The 15,539-nt window shown below is 48.4% G+C and carries 15 protein-coding genes; 11 read left to right on the forward strand and 4 right to left on the reverse strand.

Annotated elements, in window-relative coordinates; all coding sequences use genetic code 11:
- Positions 1-8 precede the first annotated feature (8 nt).
- Positions 9-2,246, forward strand: a complete 2,238-nt coding sequence (locus QOS01_RS00585; protein ID WP_283620629.1) for a RelA/SpoT family protein — start codon at positions 9-11, stop codon at positions 2,244-2,246.
- Between the two features lie 16 nt (positions 2,247-2,262).
- On the forward strand, positions 2,263-2,700 hold the full coding sequence (dtd, locus tag QOS01_RS00590) for a D-aminoacyl-tRNA deacylase (protein ID WP_283620630.1): 438 nt from the start codon (positions 2,263-2,265) through the stop codon (positions 2,698-2,700).
- A gap of 77 nt (positions 2,701-2,777) precedes the next feature.
- On the opposite strand, the gene QOS01_RS00595 is transcribed toward dtd, so the two are convergent.
- On the reverse strand, positions 2,778-3,620 hold the full coding sequence (locus QOS01_RS00595) for a fructosamine kinase family protein (protein ID WP_283620631.1): 843 nt from the start codon (positions 3,618-3,620) through the stop codon (positions 2,778-2,780).
- A 352-nt stretch (positions 3,621-3,972) separates the two neighbouring features.
- Here QOS01_RS00595 and aspS point away from each other — a divergent pair, with 352 nt between their 5' ends.
- Positions 3,973-5,760 carry an aspartate--tRNA ligase gene (aspS, locus tag QOS01_RS00600; protein ID WP_283620632.1) on the forward strand — a complete coding sequence of 596 codons (1,788 nt, stop codon included), beginning with the start codon at positions 3,973-3,975 and terminating at the stop codon, positions 5,758-5,760.
- A 58-nt stretch (positions 5,761-5,818) separates the two neighbouring features.
- Here the strand turns inward: aspS and QOS01_RS00605 are convergent, their stop codons facing one another.
- The 3 genes from QOS01_RS00605 to QOS01_RS00615 are packed head-to-tail and all read right to left on the reverse strand — an operon-like array spanning position 5,819 to position 8,587.
- On the reverse strand, positions 5,819-6,274 hold the full coding sequence (locus QOS01_RS00605; RefSeq protein WP_283620633.1) for a GNAT family N-acetyltransferase: 456 nt from the start codon (positions 6,272-6,274) through the stop codon (positions 5,819-5,821).
- A 59-nt stretch (positions 6,275-6,333) separates the two neighbouring features.
- Entirely contained in the window at positions 6,334-7,074 is a 741-nt protein-coding gene (locus QOS01_RS00610) for an amino acid ABC transporter ATP-binding protein (RefSeq protein WP_283620634.1), read from the reverse strand.
- Positions 7,064-8,587 (reverse strand): ABC transporter substrate-binding protein/permease, encoded by a 1,524-nt coding sequence (locus QOS01_RS00615; RefSeq protein WP_283620635.1) that lies wholly within the window; start codon positions 8,585-8,587, stop codon positions 7,064-7,066. Before QOS01_RS00615 ends, QOS01_RS00610 begins: the two co-directional genes overlap by 11 nt.
- Before the next feature lie 305 nt (positions 8,588-8,892).
- Here QOS01_RS00615 and rpsU point away from each other — a divergent pair, with 305 nt between their 5' ends.
- From rpsU to QOS01_RS00655, 8 genes are all read left to right on the forward strand, one after another.
- Entirely contained in the window at positions 8,893-9,084 is a 192-nt protein-coding gene (rpsU, locus tag QOS01_RS00620) for a 30S ribosomal protein S21 (RefSeq protein ID WP_047770440.1), read from the forward strand.
- A gap of 62 nt (positions 9,085-9,146) precedes the next feature.
- Positions 9,147-9,596, forward strand: a complete 450-nt coding sequence (locus QOS01_RS00625) for a GatB/YqeY domain-containing protein (RefSeq protein ID WP_283620636.1) — start codon at positions 9,147-9,149, stop codon at positions 9,594-9,596.
- Positions 9,597-9,714: 118 nt separating this feature from the next.
- Positions 9,715-10,692 (forward strand): choloylglycine hydrolase, encoded by a 978-nt coding sequence (gene bsh, locus QOS01_RS00630; protein ID WP_283620637.1) that lies wholly within the window; start codon positions 9,715-9,717, stop codon positions 10,690-10,692.
- Positions 10,693-10,901: 209 nt separating this feature from the next.
- The gene (locus QOS01_RS00635; RefSeq protein WP_283620638.1) at positions 10,902-12,137 is read left to right on the forward strand and encodes an argininosuccinate synthase; all 1,236 of its coding nucleotides are present in this window, start codon (positions 10,902-10,904) and stop codon (positions 12,135-12,137) included.
- Positions 12,127-13,509, forward strand: coding sequence for an argininosuccinate lyase (gene argH, locus QOS01_RS00640; RefSeq protein ID WP_283620639.1), 1,383 nt, complete (start codon positions 12,127-12,129; stop codon positions 13,507-13,509). The genes QOS01_RS00635 and argH overlap by 11 nt, the downstream gene beginning before the upstream one ends.
- A 158-nt stretch (positions 13,510-13,667) precedes the next feature.
- Entirely contained in the window at positions 13,668-14,675 is a 1,008-nt protein-coding gene (locus tag QOS01_RS00645; RefSeq protein WP_283620640.1) for a PhoH family protein, read from the forward strand.
- 2 nt (positions 14,676-14,677) lie between these two features.
- Complete coding sequence (gene ybeY / locus QOS01_RS00650) at positions 14,678-15,157, forward strand: rRNA maturation RNase YbeY (protein ID WP_283620641.1); 480 nt, start codon at positions 14,678-14,680, stop codon at positions 15,155-15,157.
- Entirely contained in the window at positions 15,141-15,536 is a 396-nt protein-coding gene (locus QOS01_RS00655) for a diacylglycerol kinase family protein (RefSeq protein WP_283620690.1), read from the forward strand. Before ybeY ends, QOS01_RS00655 begins: the two co-directional genes overlap by 17 nt.
- Positions 15,537-15,539: the final 3 nt, after the last annotated feature.

Below are 15,539 nucleotides of genomic sequence, written 5' to 3' on the forward strand. Positions count from 1 at the left end.
TTGTTTTCATGTCAGAAACGAAAGAGTTGACCCATGAAGATGTCCACAAGATGGTGGCATCATACATGAACGAGGAACACGTGGCCCTGGTTGAAAAGGCCTACCGGTTTGCCGAAATCTGTCACCATGACCAGCGGCGAAAGTCTGGAGAACCTTACATTATTCACCCAATTCAGGTGGCAGGGATCCTAGCTAACCTTCAGATGGATCCGGAAACGGTTTGCGCTGCTTACCTGCATGATATTGTCGAAGATACCGGGGCAACCCTGGACGACATTAAGGAATTGTTTGGTCCCACGATTGCCATGATTGTCGATGGGGATACCAAACTCGGTAAGATCCAATATAAGTCGAATAAGGAGCAGATGGCTGCTACGCACCGGAAGCTGCTGCTGGCTATGTCAAAGGATATTCGGGTGATGATCGTTAAGCTGGCTGACCGTCTGCACAATATGCGGACCCTTAAGCACCTGCGTCCGGACAAGCAACGGCGGATTTCCAACGAAACCCTGGAAATCTACGCCCCAATTGCTGACCGGCTAGGAATCAGTACTATCAAGTGGGAATTGGAAGACCTTTCTTTGCGCTACTTGAACCCTCAGCAGTACTACCGAATTGTCCACCTAATGAATTCGCGGCGGGACCAACGGGTAGATTCCATCAACCACTCCATCAAGTTGATTAAGAAGGCCATTAGTGACCTCGACCTGGGACCAAATGTCGAAATTTACGGTCGGCCGAAGCATATCTACTCGATCTACCGGAAGATGGTCACCCAGCACAAGCAATTTAGCCAGATTTACGACCTCCTGGCGATCCGGATTGTTGTCGATACAATTAAGGATTGCTATGCCGCTTTGGGGGCAATCCACACGAATTGGAAGCCAATGCCGGGACGGTTTAAGGACTATATTGCGATGCCGAAAGCCAATGGCTACCAGTCGCTGCACACCACAATCATTGGTCCAGAGGGACGGCCACTAGAAGTGCAAATCCGGACCCATCACATGCACCAAGTTGCTGAGTATGGGGTTGCTGCCCACTGGGCTTATAAGGAAGGGAAGACCAACGGCGTTAAGCAGACGAAGGATAGTCAGAAGCTGAACGTCGTTAAGGAAATCCTGGAGATGCGCAGTGAGAGTCACGGAACCGATGAATTTATGCAGGGAATCCAAAGTGATATTTTCACGGATAAGGTTTATGCCTTCACTCCTAAAGGGGATGTAATTGAGATGCCGAAGGGGGCCGGGCCCCTCGATATGGCCTATCAAATCCATACGGAGGTTGGTAACCATACGACTGGGGCCAAGGTTAACGGCCGTATTGTTCCCCTGGATTACGAAATCAAGAACGGTGACATTGTTGATATCCTGACGTCCTCGTCATCGGCAGGACCAAGCCGGGACTGGTTAGAACTGGTATCGACGCGGCGGGCCCGCAACAAGATTCGCTCCTTCTTCCGGGCCCACAACCGGGAAGAAAACATTGAACAGGGGAAGCGGATGCTGGAGAGCCAGCTCCAAGAAGCTGGCTACGTTCCTTCAGAATTGATGACGGAAGAAAAGTGTCAGGAAGTTGCTAGCCACCTGCACTACAAGAGCAGTGATGACATGTTTGCGGCGATTGGCTTTGGTGACCTGGCGCCGGTTGGTGTTCGTAACCGGTTCACTGCCGATATCCGGAAGAAGGCCGAGGATGACCGTAAGGAGGCAGCAGAAAAAGCTGTCTTAGAAGATCACCAGACCCTTCAGGAACCTGACGAACGGGAACGGCAGAAACAGGCGAAGGCATCAAGTGAGGGCGTCGTTGTTGAGGGCGTTGATAACCTCCTTGTCCGGTTAAGCCATTGTTGTAACCCGGTTCCCGGTGATGAGATTACCGGTTACATTACCAAGGGGCGCGGGGTTTCCGTTCACCGGGCAGACTGTCCCAACATCCGGGCAGCCCAAAAGAGTGGTCAGCGGATCGTCAGCGTGTACTGGGCAAATCCCGAGGGGGACAAGACCAACTATAGTGCCGACATTGAAGTCCAGGGCTATAACCGGAACGGCATGTTGAACGACGTCCTGCGTTCCATTAACAATAGCACCCGTTACCTGAACTCCGTTAACGGTAAGGTTGACCATAACAAGATGGTCACAATCAGTCTCACAATTGGGGTGCGGAACCTGACCCAGCTCCAGTTGATTATGGACGCTCTGAAGAATATTCGGGATGTCTACGTGGTTAAGCGGGTAATTCGTTAACGAAAGGAGTCGTCTAATGCGCGTTGTATTACAAAAGGTGAACCATGCCCAGGTGACAATCGATGGCATGGTTGTTGGTAAGATTGGCCGGGGCTTCATGCTCTTGGTTGGCTTTGGCCCTGATGACGGGGATGAGCAGCTTGACTACCTGGTCCATAAGATTGTTAACTTACGGGTATTCGAAGACGAAAATGGCAAGATGAACCGGGGACTGAATGACGTCAACGGCGAAATCCTGTCGATCTCACAGTTCACCCTCTACGCAAATACCCAGAAGGGGAACCGGCCGAGCTTCACGGCGGCGGCTAAGCCAGCCATTGCGGCGCCGTTATACGACCGCTTCAATGCTAAGTTAGCGGCGACCGGTGTCCACGTTGAGACCGGCCAGTTCGGTGCCGATATGAAGGTCGACCTGGAAAACGATGGTCCGACCACCATTATTTTTGAAAAATAAGAATGATATCAAAAATGAGCGCCAGTGTTCGGGAAATCCAAATACTGGCGCTCATTTTATTAGCCTCATTATTGCCTTTAGTAACGGTCTAAAATCCGGTCGACCGCACCCCCATAGCTTTCACCAAATAGGATCAGGTGCATGCACAGGTAGTAGAACTGGTACCAGGGCAGGCGGTCATTAATCCCCGGTGTGAAGGGGTACTTGTCCGTATAGGCGCGGTAAAATTCGTTATCAAAGCCTCCAAAGATGGTCGTCATGGCGATGTCAAACTCACGGTCACCGTAGACGGCATCGGGATCGATGAGGTAGGGCTTATCATTGGCAAACATGAAGTTACCAGCCCACAGGTCACCGTGGAGGAGGCTCGCTCTAACTTCATGGTCGCTGTAATACTGCTGGAACTTCTTAACCATTTGCTGGAAGTGTTCTTCTCGCCAGCGGTTCCAGCGACTTTCCCGCTGGGCCGCCGCAACCTCAGGAACCAGGCGCTGGTTAACGTAAAAGTCTTTCCAGCTATCATTCCAGGTATTGTTCTTCACCAGGACCTTTGTTTGGTGGTTATCAACGAAGCCAAACTGAGAATTGAAGTGTTGGTGGAGGTCAGCAACCGCCCGCCCCAGGTCAGCTTGACTACCGGCACTTTCCGTAAGCCAGTTGAGAACGAGGTAGCCGTGGCCATCAATAGCACCGTTATACAGGGAAGTGGGTGTGTTGACAACTTTGCCCAAGGCATTGAGCCCGTTAATCTCGTGTTTAAAGTAGCTTGCGGGGTGGTTCGGTTGGACCTTAATGAAGTAACTCTTGCCACCGGCTTCGATTCGGTAAGCTTCATTAATGTCACCACCGCTGACCGGCTGAAAACTGGTGATGTTTTTAAGTGGCAACTGGGTAAACCAGCTGTGATTTAGCTTGCTCATTGTATGACTCCCTTCAAAAGTGTTAACCTCATTTTAAAATTGATATCTCAAAAAGCAAGTTTGTCGGGTATTGACTTTCCGGCCGGGGACGAGTAAGGTTAACACTGAAATTAAATATTCGTGACCGAAGATAAAAGAATGCTCGGTGCCTTCAAAGTTATAGCGAGCGGGGATGGTGAAAGCCCGTCGTGCGAAGCGCCGATTGACACTTTTCAGGTTGGGCAATGTCCCCGCTAGGAAGCTAGCGTTATCGTTGAGTAGATACCAAGGTGGTACCGTGCATTAGCACCCTTGTTAAACGACAAGGGTGCTTTTTTTATTTTTGGAAGTGGATAAAAAAGGAAGTTAGAGAATGAAACGTACTAATTACGCTGGTGATACCAGTGAAAAGCAAGTTGGCCAAGAAGTCGTCCTTAAGGGTTGGGTCGCCAAGCGCCGGAACCTCGGGGGCTTGATCTTCATTGACCTCTGGGACCGGGAAGGCATTGTCCAGTTGGTCTTTAACGAAAAGGATAATCCAGAGGTATTCAAGGTTGCCAACGCCGTGCGGGGCCAATACGTTCTGGAGGTTCATGGTAAGGTTCAACTGCGGGCAGAAAAGGAAATTAATCCAGACATGAAGACCGGGAAGGTTGAAGTTGCCGTGGACTACATCAAGGTTCTTGCTAAGTCAGAAACGACACCGTTCGATATTACGGATAACGTTGATGCGACGGAAGAGCTTCGAATGAAGTACCGTTACCTCGACTTGCGGCGTCCCGAAATGATGAAGAACCTGAAGTTACGGAGCAAGGTTGCCTCCATCGTTCACAACTATTACGATGGCGAGGGCTTCCTGGACGTGGAAACGCCAGACTTGACCCGGTCAACGCCAGAAGGGGCCCGGGACTACATCGTTCCTTCCCGGGTTTACCCTGGTCACTTCTACGCCCTGCCACAGTCACCACAACTGTTCAAGCAATTGCTGATGGCTGCAGGGGTAGACAAGTACTACCAGCTGGCCCGGTGCTTCCGTGACGAAGACTTGCGGGGCGATCGTCAACCGGAATTTACCCAGATCGATACGGAAATGAGTTTTGCTACTCCTGAAGACATTCAGACCGAAACAGAAGGCCTGATCAAGCGGGTTATGAAGGAAGTTAAGGGAATTGATGTTAAGACACCGTTCCCCCGGATGGAGTGGCAGGAGTCAATGGATAAGTACGGCTCCGACAAGCCCGACACCCGCTTTGGTATGCTGATTCATGACCTGTCGGACATCGTTAAGGACAGTGCCTTCAAGGTCTTCTCCGGAACGGTAGCCAACGGTGGCTTTGTCCGGGCCATCTGTGTGCCTGGTGGTGCTGATAAGTACTCCCGGAAGGACATTTCCAAGAAGGAAGAATATATCAAGCGTTATGGTGCCAAGGGATTAGCCTGGGTTAAGGTAACTGCTGATGGCTACAGCGGTCCCGTTGCCAAGTTCTTAAATGACAAGGCTGATCAAATTAATGCTGAAATGGGCGCAAACGAGGGGGACCTGATTCTCTTTGTAGCGGCTAGTTTCCACGTTGTTTGTGACTCTTTGGGTTACCTGCGGCGGGCAATTGCCAAGGAAATGGACATGATTAAGCCGGGGCAATGGAACTACCTCTGGGTTGTTAACTGGCCAATGTTTGAATATGACGAAGGCTTTGGGAAGTGGATCGCTGCGCACCACCCGTTCACCATGTTGAACGAAGAAGACCTCCACTACCTTGAAGACGGCGAAGATCCGCACAAGGCACACGCCCAAAGTTATGACATTATCCTGAACGGCCAAGAAATTGGTGGTGGGTCAATCCGTATCCACGATCCAAAGGTCCAAGAAAAGGTTCTGAAGGCCCTGGGTTACACCAAGGAACGTGCTGAAGCGCGCTTCGGCTTCTTACTGAAGGCCCTGACGATGGGGATGCCACCAGAGGGTGGACTGGCATTTGGCCTGGACCGGTGGGTAATGCTGCTGGCCGAAGCTGACAATATCCGGGACGTCATTCCATTCCCAAAGAACTCCAAAGCCGTCGAACCACTGACGGCCGCACCAGGGAAGGTTAGCCAACAACAACTGGATGACTTGAAGATCAAGTTTGACGATGACGTTGATTACCACCTCGATAAATAAGAATACTAAAGGGACTACCGTGCTGGGCTTCACGGTAGTCCCTTTAACATGTTTAAAGTCAAGCAATATTCGTTTTGAGAACGATCATGTCCCGTAAGCGAAGGCGGTTTTCAAAAATTGGCTTAACGTAATTATCAGTGAAGAAGTCGCTTTTAATCGCCACCGGCCGGAAGCCCACCTTTTGGTAAAGGTAGAGCTGCTTAAAGCTTGTTGATCCGGTACCAATGATTAGCTCATGGTAGTGGTGTTGGTGAGCGTACTCCTTGGCAAAAGTAAGTAAGAATGTGGCTAGTCCACGGTTTTCAAATTGGGGTGAAACGGCCAGGTTTTTAATCTCTAATTGGGACGTACTGGCTGGTAGGAGGACGAGGGTCGCAAGCAATCGTGGACCCTGCCGAAGCTCAAATACGGCCCCGTGCTTCAGATAAGCAGTCACTAGCTTCCGACTGGGGTCTGCCCGCAAGAATAGTTGCCAGTGGGCAGCGGTGATCTTATTGGCCTTAATTACTTTCATTAACTTCTCCTTTAACATAAAAAGAGGTTGGGCATCTTATGTCCAGCCTCTTTAATGATTTATTTAAGAACTTTCTTCAGGAATTCCTTTGCCCGGTCACTAGTTGGGTGACTGAAGAAGTCCTCCGGCTTGCCGCTTTCCTGGATGTAGCCATCGGCCATAAACCAGATTTGGTCGGCCACTTCCTTGGCAAAGCCCATTTCGTGGGTAACAACGACCATCGTCATTCCAGAATCAGCCAATTCTTGCATAACGTTCAGTACTTCGTCAACCATTTCGGGGTCCAGGGCACTCGTCGGTTCGTCAAACAGCATCACTTCGGGATCCATTGCCAAGGACCGGGCAATGGCAACCCGCTGCTTTTGACCACCAGAAAGGCTGTCCGGATAGACGTTCGCCTTGTTTTCAAGGCCAACCTTTTTGAGGAGTTCCATTGCGGTCTTAGTAGCTTCTTCTTCGCTTACCCCCTTAACCTTGATGGGGGCAATCTTGATGTTGTCAACAACGGTCATATTAGGGAAGAGGTTGAAGCCTTGGAAGACCATCCCCATCTTCTCCCGCAACTTATCTAATTCAGGATCGGAAATGTTAGTCAGGTCCTGGCCCTCAAAAAGGACCTTACCAGCGGTCGGCTTTTCAAGGACGTTCAGGCACCGGAGAAAAGTACTCTTCCCGGCACCGGAAGGACCAATCACACAAATTACCTGTCCCTTGTCGACTTCTTCAGAAATGTCTTTGAGGACTTCGTTACCATTAAATTCTTTTTTCAAGTGTTGAATTTCAATCATTTTAGTGGGCATGTTTCATTCTCCCTTCGAAGTAGTTCAGGATTCTTGTCAGCGTAAACGTCAGAATGAAGTAGATCATCATAGTGATGAATAGTGGTAAGACACCCTTGTAAGTATCAGCTTGAACTAACTGGGTCTGGTACATCAATTCACCAACACCAATTGTGGAAACCAATGAACTATCCTTTAACAGGGTAATAAATTCGTTCCCCAGTGCGGGCCAAATGTTTTGTAGTGCCTGTGGCATGATGATGAATCGGAATGTCTGCTTCTTCGTCATCCCAAGGCTTCGTGCGGCTTCAGTTTGGCCGATTGGCAGGGACTGAATACCAGAACGAATAACTTCGGCAACGTAGGCACCAGAGTTGACCGATACGGCGATAATCCCGGCAACTAGGGCAGGAAGAGATTGAATGATTGCACCAATGCCGAAGTAGACGAACATAATTTGAACCAGCATTGGTGTTCCCCGAATAAATTCAATGTAGCAAACGGCAATTCCGTGGAGGATCTTGTTTTGTGACAACCGCATCAATGCAAACAGGGTCCCGAGAAGGAAACCAAAGAAGACAGCGATAACGGTGATAATCAGGGTGTATTCAACCCCTTTAGCGAAGAAGGTCCAGTATGAAGCGACGGTGTTGTGCTTCTTATAAGACTTCATGTACTTAGAAGCTTGTGGTAACCATTTCTTATTAATGAGATCCTTCTTCTGCACCTTGTCAATCGTCTGGTTAGCAGCGGTCTCTAAGGACTTGTCACCCTTGGCAAAGGCCATTGCCTTCGCACCAGAGTTGCTGCTTGCAAGGTGAGAGTTAAAAGTTGCTAAGTTAGAATTATTATTTGCGTAAGCCCGGGCAGTTGGTTCATCTAATAAGACCCCGTCAACCTTATGTGATTGGAGGGCAATTACTAAGGATGATACCTTTGCCAACCCCCGCATGTGGGCGTATTTCATTTTTTGCTTGGCGAGATTGTATTGTGTTGTCCCGTTTTGAACTCCAACTGTTTTTCCCGTAAAGCTCTTTGCGGACTTGTACTTACTCTTATCGGCCTTGTTAATCAGGAAGAAGTTATTTCCCTTGTAGTAAGGCTTAGAGAAGTCAACATTCTTTGCCCGTTCGGGAGTGACATTCATTCCGGCAATAACTGTATCGACTTTGTGGGTTTCAAGGGCAACCAGCAAGGAATCGAAGTCCATGTTCTTAATAACCAACTTGACTCCTAAATCCTTAGCGAATTGTCTAGCTAACTGCATTTCAAAGCCGACATACTTAGTTTTCCCATTTTGCTTGGTAGTAAACTCAAACGGTGGGTAATCGGCACTGGTCCCCACGACCAGTGTCCCCTTTTGTTTAATCCTTTGTAGTGAATCATCGGTCGCTGCATTGGTCGAGCTTATAGTAGAACTAGAACTCGAGCTTGTGCTGCTTGAACTAGTTGCGGCAGCAAACGCATTGAGCGGCGCGAGGAACACTGAAACACAAAGAATACACAGCATTAATAATTGCTTGAAGTGCTTCATAATTCTTAATCTCCTTTGCCAATAGAATTCAAATAATTATTGTAAATGAATATACACCCTATTCAGTATTTATGCAATACTGTTTCGAAAATACGGCATAAATATTCACTAACTAAGGGTGGTCGTTAAGGACTAAATATTTTTTCTTCATTAAATATGGGGAAAGATAATTAATTTAAAAATAGTTATTGATAAATACAGAGTAAATGTTGACACTGGGGGTGGAATTAGGTACAATACCTTTTGTAGTGAAAGGTGTAAGTAGCCTTGAAACGTAACTTTAAGCTCGGAGGGAGGGAATCAAAATGTCAAAAACAGTCGTTCGTAAGAATGAATCTTTAGACGACGCTCTTCGACGCTTTAAACGTTCAGTTTCGCGCAATGGGACTTTGCAAGAATACCGGAAGCGTGAATTCTACGAAAAGCCTAGTGTTCGGCGTAAGTTAAAATCTGAAGCAGCACGGAAGCGCAAGAACAAGCGTGGTCGTCGCTACTAAAATGTTTGCTCCTACCTTCGATGCGGTGGGAGCTTTTTTCTTAATATGAGGGGGACCTGAAGATGGCATTATTAAAGCAATTATCAGCAGATATGATTACGGCAATGAAGAATCGTGATAAGGAAACCTTGGCGGTTGTCCGGATGTTGAAAGCAGCGGTTCAAAACGCCCAGATTGAGGCTGGCCATGACCTGACACCTGACGAAGAGGTAGCGGTCATGTCACGGGAATACAAGCAACGCAAGGAGTCACTGGCCGAATTTGAAAAGGCTGGTCGCCAAGACCTGGTGGACAAGACGAATGCTGAACTTAAGATTGTGGCCAAGTACATGCCAAAGCAACTTTCCGAAGACGATGTATTAAAGATTGTCAACGACACAATTGCCCAGGTGGGTGCCACGAGCATGAAAGACTTCGGCAAGGTCATGGGAGCAGTGATGCCGAAGGTTAAGGGCCAAGCCGATGGGAAGGTTGTTAACCAGGCTGTTAAGAAAGCACTGAGCAACAAATAATTTTATGCTTAATTAAGCCAATCACCCTGATGGATGGTTGACTTTTTGCTTTTTAAATCACCATTTTTATGATAAAAGAGTAAAATAGAAGTTACTAAAGAAAAAGAGGGTATTTAACATGTGTACATCGATTCTCTATACTGCGGGCGACCATTACTTTGGTCGTAACCTAGATTTGGAAGTCTCATTTGGTCAAGAGGTGGTTGTTACCCCGCGCGACTATCCATTTGATTTTCGCAAGATGCCAACTTTAAACCACCACTACGCCATTATCGGGATGGCCCTGGTCAAGGATAACTACCCCTTGTACTTTGACGGGGCCAATGAAGAGGGCCTGGGGATGGCTGGTCTAAACTTTGCCGGGCTGGCCCACTTCTTCCCGGTTGAAGACGGCAAGGATAACGTCTCACCATTCGAATTTATTCCCTATGTTTTGGGTCAATGTAAAGATGTTGCCGAGGCAAAGAAACTACTTGCCAACCTTAACTTGGTAAATATCAACTTCTCTGACCAACTCCAGCTTTCCCCGCTCCACTGGTTGATCGCCGACCGACAAGGAGCATCGATTGTTGTTGAATCCACTCAGAGCGGTCTTCACGTTTACGATAATCCAGTGGGTGTTTTAACCAATAACCCCGAGTTCCCATCCCAGATGACGAACCTAGCAAATTACCAGAGTGTTTCGCCAGCTGACCCGGTTAACACCTTGATGCCAAAGAAGGAACTCAAGACATACAGCCGGGGTCTCGGCTCCCACATGCTGCCAGGGGGGATGGATTCCGAAAGCCGTTTTGTTAAGGAATGCTTTACCCTACATAATGCACCGGCGGGTGGCAGTGAGTTGGAAAATGTTACCAACTACTTCCACTGCCTGCATGCGGTAGAACAGCAGAATGGGCTCGACGAGGTTGCACCGGATACTTTTGAATACACAATCTACTCCGATGGGATCAACCTGGCTACGGGGACCTTCTACTACACGACCTATGAAAATAACCAGATCAATGCTGTTCAGATGCACAATGTTGATTTGGACGCCAAGGAACTTGCCCAGTTCCCACTGGTTAAGGAACAAGCCATCAATACCCAAAATTAAATAAGAATATTTAAAAAGCGGTTTGATTATTCGTAAGCACGGGTAGTTAAACCGCTCTTTGATTATTTAAATGTCGTCATTCCAGCTTGACTATACATTATTTTGAATAAAATACAGAAAATTTACAAAAATACTTGATATATATTCAATAACGGTGTATATTAATTGCAATTAATAAATATGCAAATAAATGAATGGAGACGATAATAATGAGTAAAGAAAAAATTGTTTTAGCTTATTCCGGTGGCCTTGACACCTCTGTTGCAATTGCCTGGTTAAAGAACAAGGGCTATGACGTAATTGCCTGCTGTATTGATGTGGGCGAAGGCCTTGACCTGGAAGCCATCAAAAATAAGGCGGCGGCAATTGGTGCCTGGAAGTCAGTTGTGATTGATGCCAAGCTGGACTTTGCGGAACAGTTTGTTCTTCCCGCATTGCAAGCCCATGCAATGTACGAACAAAAGTACCCACTGGTTTCGGCACTTTCACGGCCACTGATTGTCCAGAAGTTGGTTGCCACTGCCAAGCAGTACGGGGCTACTGCAATTGCCCACGGTTGTACCGGGAAGGGGAATGACCAGGTCCGGTTCGAAGCTGGTATTCATGCCCTGGCTCCTGAAATGAAGATTGAAGATCCTATCCGGGACTGGCACTGGTCACGGGAAGAGGAAATCCAATACGCAAAGGACAATAATATTCCCGTGCCGATTACCAAGGCAAGCCCATACTCAATCGATCAGAACCTGTGGGGACGGGCCAATGAATGTGGGATTCTTGAAGATCCTTGGGCAGCGGCTCCTGAGGATGCCTACGAACGGACAACCCCAATCGAAGAAACTCCTGACCAGCCAACCGTAATGGAAATTACCTTTAAAGAAGGGGTCCCAACCGCCCTTGATGGTGAAAAATTACCCCTGGACCAGTTGATTATGAAGCTTGACAAGATTGCTGGTGATAACGGGATTGGCCGGATTGACCACGTTGAGAACCGGTTAGTTGGTATCAAGTCACGGGAAATTTACGAATGCCCCGCCGCAACCGTCTTACTTGCTGCCCACAAGGACCTTGAAGACCTGACTCAAGAGCGGGAAGTTGCCCACTTCAAGCCGGTAATTGAAGGCAAGATGGCTGAAATCATTTATAATGGACTGTGGTACTCACCTTTGATGAAGGCGTTAGTATCGTTCATTGACGAAACACAAAAGGTGGTTAACGGTGTTGTCCGGGTAAAGATGTTCAAGGGGAACGTCATTTGTGAAGGACGGAAGTCACCAAACTCCTTGTACGACAAGAACTTGGCAACTTACACCTCTGCGGACGAGTTTGATCAAGAGGCCGCAACTGGCTTCATTAAGCTCTGGGAATTACCCGACAAGGTCTATGCCCAGGTCCAAGAAAAAGCTAACCACCATTCACAGAAAGGGGAAGTAACGGATGCCTATTAAGAAGATGTGGGGTGGCCGGTTTGAAAAGGGCGGCGACCAGCTCGTCGACCAATTCGGTGCCTCCATTTCCTTTGACCAGGAGATGGCAAAAGAAGATATTATGGGCTCACTGGCCCATGTGAAGATGCTAAAGAAGACCCAGATTTTACCTGGGGCGGACGCTGACAAAATTATTGGCGGGTTAAATGATTTAATGACCGAACTTGAGGAACATGGCCTACCGTTTGACGTGGAGAATGAAGATATTCATATGAATATTGAGGCCCTCTTGACCAAGAAAATTGGTTCAGTTGCCGGTAAACTCCATACCGGACGGAGTCGTAATGACCAGGTGGCAACCGATTTCCACCTTTACGTTAAAGAGCGGCTGCCTAAGATCATCTTCGCCCTCAAGGATCTTCAACAGGCCCTAGTCAACCTTGCCGAAAAGAACGTGGAAACCATCATGCCGGGTTATACCCACATGCAACACGCCCAGCCAATCTCTTACGGTCAATACTTAATGGCTTACTTTCAAATGTTTCAGCGGGATGTGGAGCGCTTTACCTTTAACAAGCAGCATACCGACCTCTCGCCGCTAGGGGCCGCGGCCCTTGCCGGGACGACCTTTCCGATTGACCGGGAAATGACGACGGCACTCCTCGGCTTCAAGAAACCGTACGCTAACTCGTTAGATGCCGTCAGTGATCGGGACTTTGCACTGGAGTTTTTGAGTAACGCCAGTATCTTGATGGTGCACCTTTCCCGCTTATGTGAGGAGATTATTTACTGGTGCAGTTATGAGTTTAACTACATTGAATTATCGGATGCCTATTCAACCGGTAGTTCCATCATGCCCCAGAAGAAGAATCCGGACATGGCAGAGCTGATTCGGGGGAAGAGCGGCCGGGTGTTCGGCAGCTTGATGGGACTTTTGACCACCATGAAGGGTCTGCCACTGGCGTACAATAAGGATATGCAAGAGGACAAGGAAGGGGTCTTTGATACTGTCAAGACCATTCTACCGTGTTTGAAGGTTATGACCGGGATGATTGAAACCCTGCATGTCAATAAGGATAAGATGGCCCATGCCACCCACCACGATTTCTCCAACGCCACTGAGTTGGCTGATTACCTAGCAACCAAGGGGATTCCGTTCCGGCGGGCCCATGAGATCGTTGGTGAGTTGGTCCTCAAGGGGATTAAGACCGGCACCGATCTAGCAGACATTCCGCTAAGCGAGTTTAAGCAGATTGACCCGCGGGTCGAAGACGATGTCTACCAGGTCTTGAAGCCAGCCGTTGCAGTTCAGCGGCGGAACTCGCTCGGTGGGACCGGCTTTGACCAGGTTAAGGCCCAGATTTCTGCCGCCAAACAAATATTAAATAAGTGATATATAAGATTAAAGGCCCTGATGACTTACTTGCCGTCAGGGCCTTTTGGTGTCTTCTTGAAGGCGGTTGGGTGCGCTTTAGTTATTAACCCGGGGGAAGCTATGATATAATCAATCTGAAAAAGCGTAATTTAATCGTTAAAGGAGAATTGAATAATTTGGCAGAAAGTACGCAAGAATATGAACAAGTATTTCAAATTGACCAGCCAGTAATCGAGGTTGGTATTTTAGGGCCCCAGGATAAGTTTGTCAGCCTGATTGAGCAGGGGATGGAGGTTACCCTAAACCCCTTTGGCGGCAATTTGAAGGTTAGTGGACGTCGGGAGGACGTTAAACTGACGATTGACGTCTTCCATGCCCTGGTAAACCTTCTTCAACAGGGAATCCACCTGCACAGCACCGATATTGTCAGCGCAATGAAGATGGCCCACCGGGGAACACTAGAATACTTTGCGGACCTTTACAGTGAGACCATTATCAAGGATCGCAAGGGGCGTGCGGTCCGGGTTAAGAACTTTGGCCAGCGCCAGTACGTCAACGCAATGAAGCATAATGACATCACGTTTGGGATTGGCCCGGCCGGAACGGGGAAAACCTACCTGGCAGTTGCGATGGCGGTAGCGGCCTTAAAGCGCGGTGAAGTTGAACGGATTATCGTTACCCGCCCGGCCGTTGAAGCTGGGGAGAGCCTCGGCTTTCTTCCTGGTGACTTGCAGGAAAAGGTTGATCCATACTTGCGGCCAATTTACGATGCCCTAAACGATATCTTGGGTTCTGACCATACCCAGCGCCTGATGGAACGAGAAATCATTGAAATCGCCCCATTGGCATACATGCGGGGACGGACATTGGACGGTGCCTTCGTTATTCTCGATGAGGCGCAAAACACCACCAACGCTCAGATGAAGATGTTTTTAACCCGTCTGGGATTTGGCTCTAAGATGGTCGTTAACGGTGATATCTCACAGATTGACCTGGCCCATGGTGTGCGGAGCGGGCTGGTGAGTGCGCAGCGCATCTTGAAGGATATCCAGTCAATCAAGTTTGTTCGCTTCAGTGCCGAAGACGTTGTTCGGCATCCAGTTGTCGCCCGAATCATCACGGCATATGAAGAGCACGCAACCAAAAAAGTAAGCAAGGATAAAAAGACGTCAAAGGAGGAATAGTGGTGGACCTGACAGTGTATGATGAGACTGGTGGCCAGGTAAGTGAGGATCAATTGGCCCTGGTTAAGGACGTTTTGCAATTTGCTGCCCGTAAGTTAGCCCTTAAGGACAACACCGAAATGTCAGTAACCCTGATGACTAATCCCGCAATCCGCAAACTTAACAAACAGTACCGGGGAGTTGACCGGGCAACCGACGTTTTAAGCTTTGCTGCGGAGGAGAGTGGGGACGAAACCCCCATCATCATGGACCCAGCGTTGGCAGCCGAACTACCGGAGAACCTCGGCGACCTCTTTGTCTCAATTGATAAGGTCGCAGAACAGGCTAAGTTTTTGGGCCATTCAAGCGACCGAGAACTGGGCTTCCTGGTTGTCCATGGATTCCTTCATTTAAACGGCTATGATCATGAAAAAACGGCCGATGAGAAAAAAATGTTTGCATTACAACGGGAGATACTAGATGAGTATGAGCTCAAGAGATAAGCACCAAGTAACCAAAAATAATCACCTCCTGCAGGCGATGAGCCACGCCTTTGATGGAATCATCACGATGCTGCGTGAGGAACGTAACATGCGTTACCACGTCCTGGCCGCATTTTTGGTCGTCCTCGTCGGAATATTCTTTCATATTCGGGCGACAGACTGGCTATGGCTCCTCCTGGTGATTTTTTTAGTCTTTGCCGCTGAATTCCTAAACACCGTCACTGAGGCTGTCACCGACCTCTTGGTGAGCCACCACTATGATGTTGAAGTAAAGAAGGCAAAGGACGTGGCCGCCGGGGGTGTCTTGATTGCGGCGTGCTTTGCCGTCTTAGTGGGTCTGATAATATTTGGCCCATACGTTATGCAGTTATTGAAGTAGGGA

This window comes from Limosilactobacillus avium, assembly GCF_947381485.1.
Classification (GTDB): domain Bacteria; phylum Bacillota; class Bacilli; order Lactobacillales; family Lactobacillaceae; genus Limosilactobacillus; species Limosilactobacillus avium.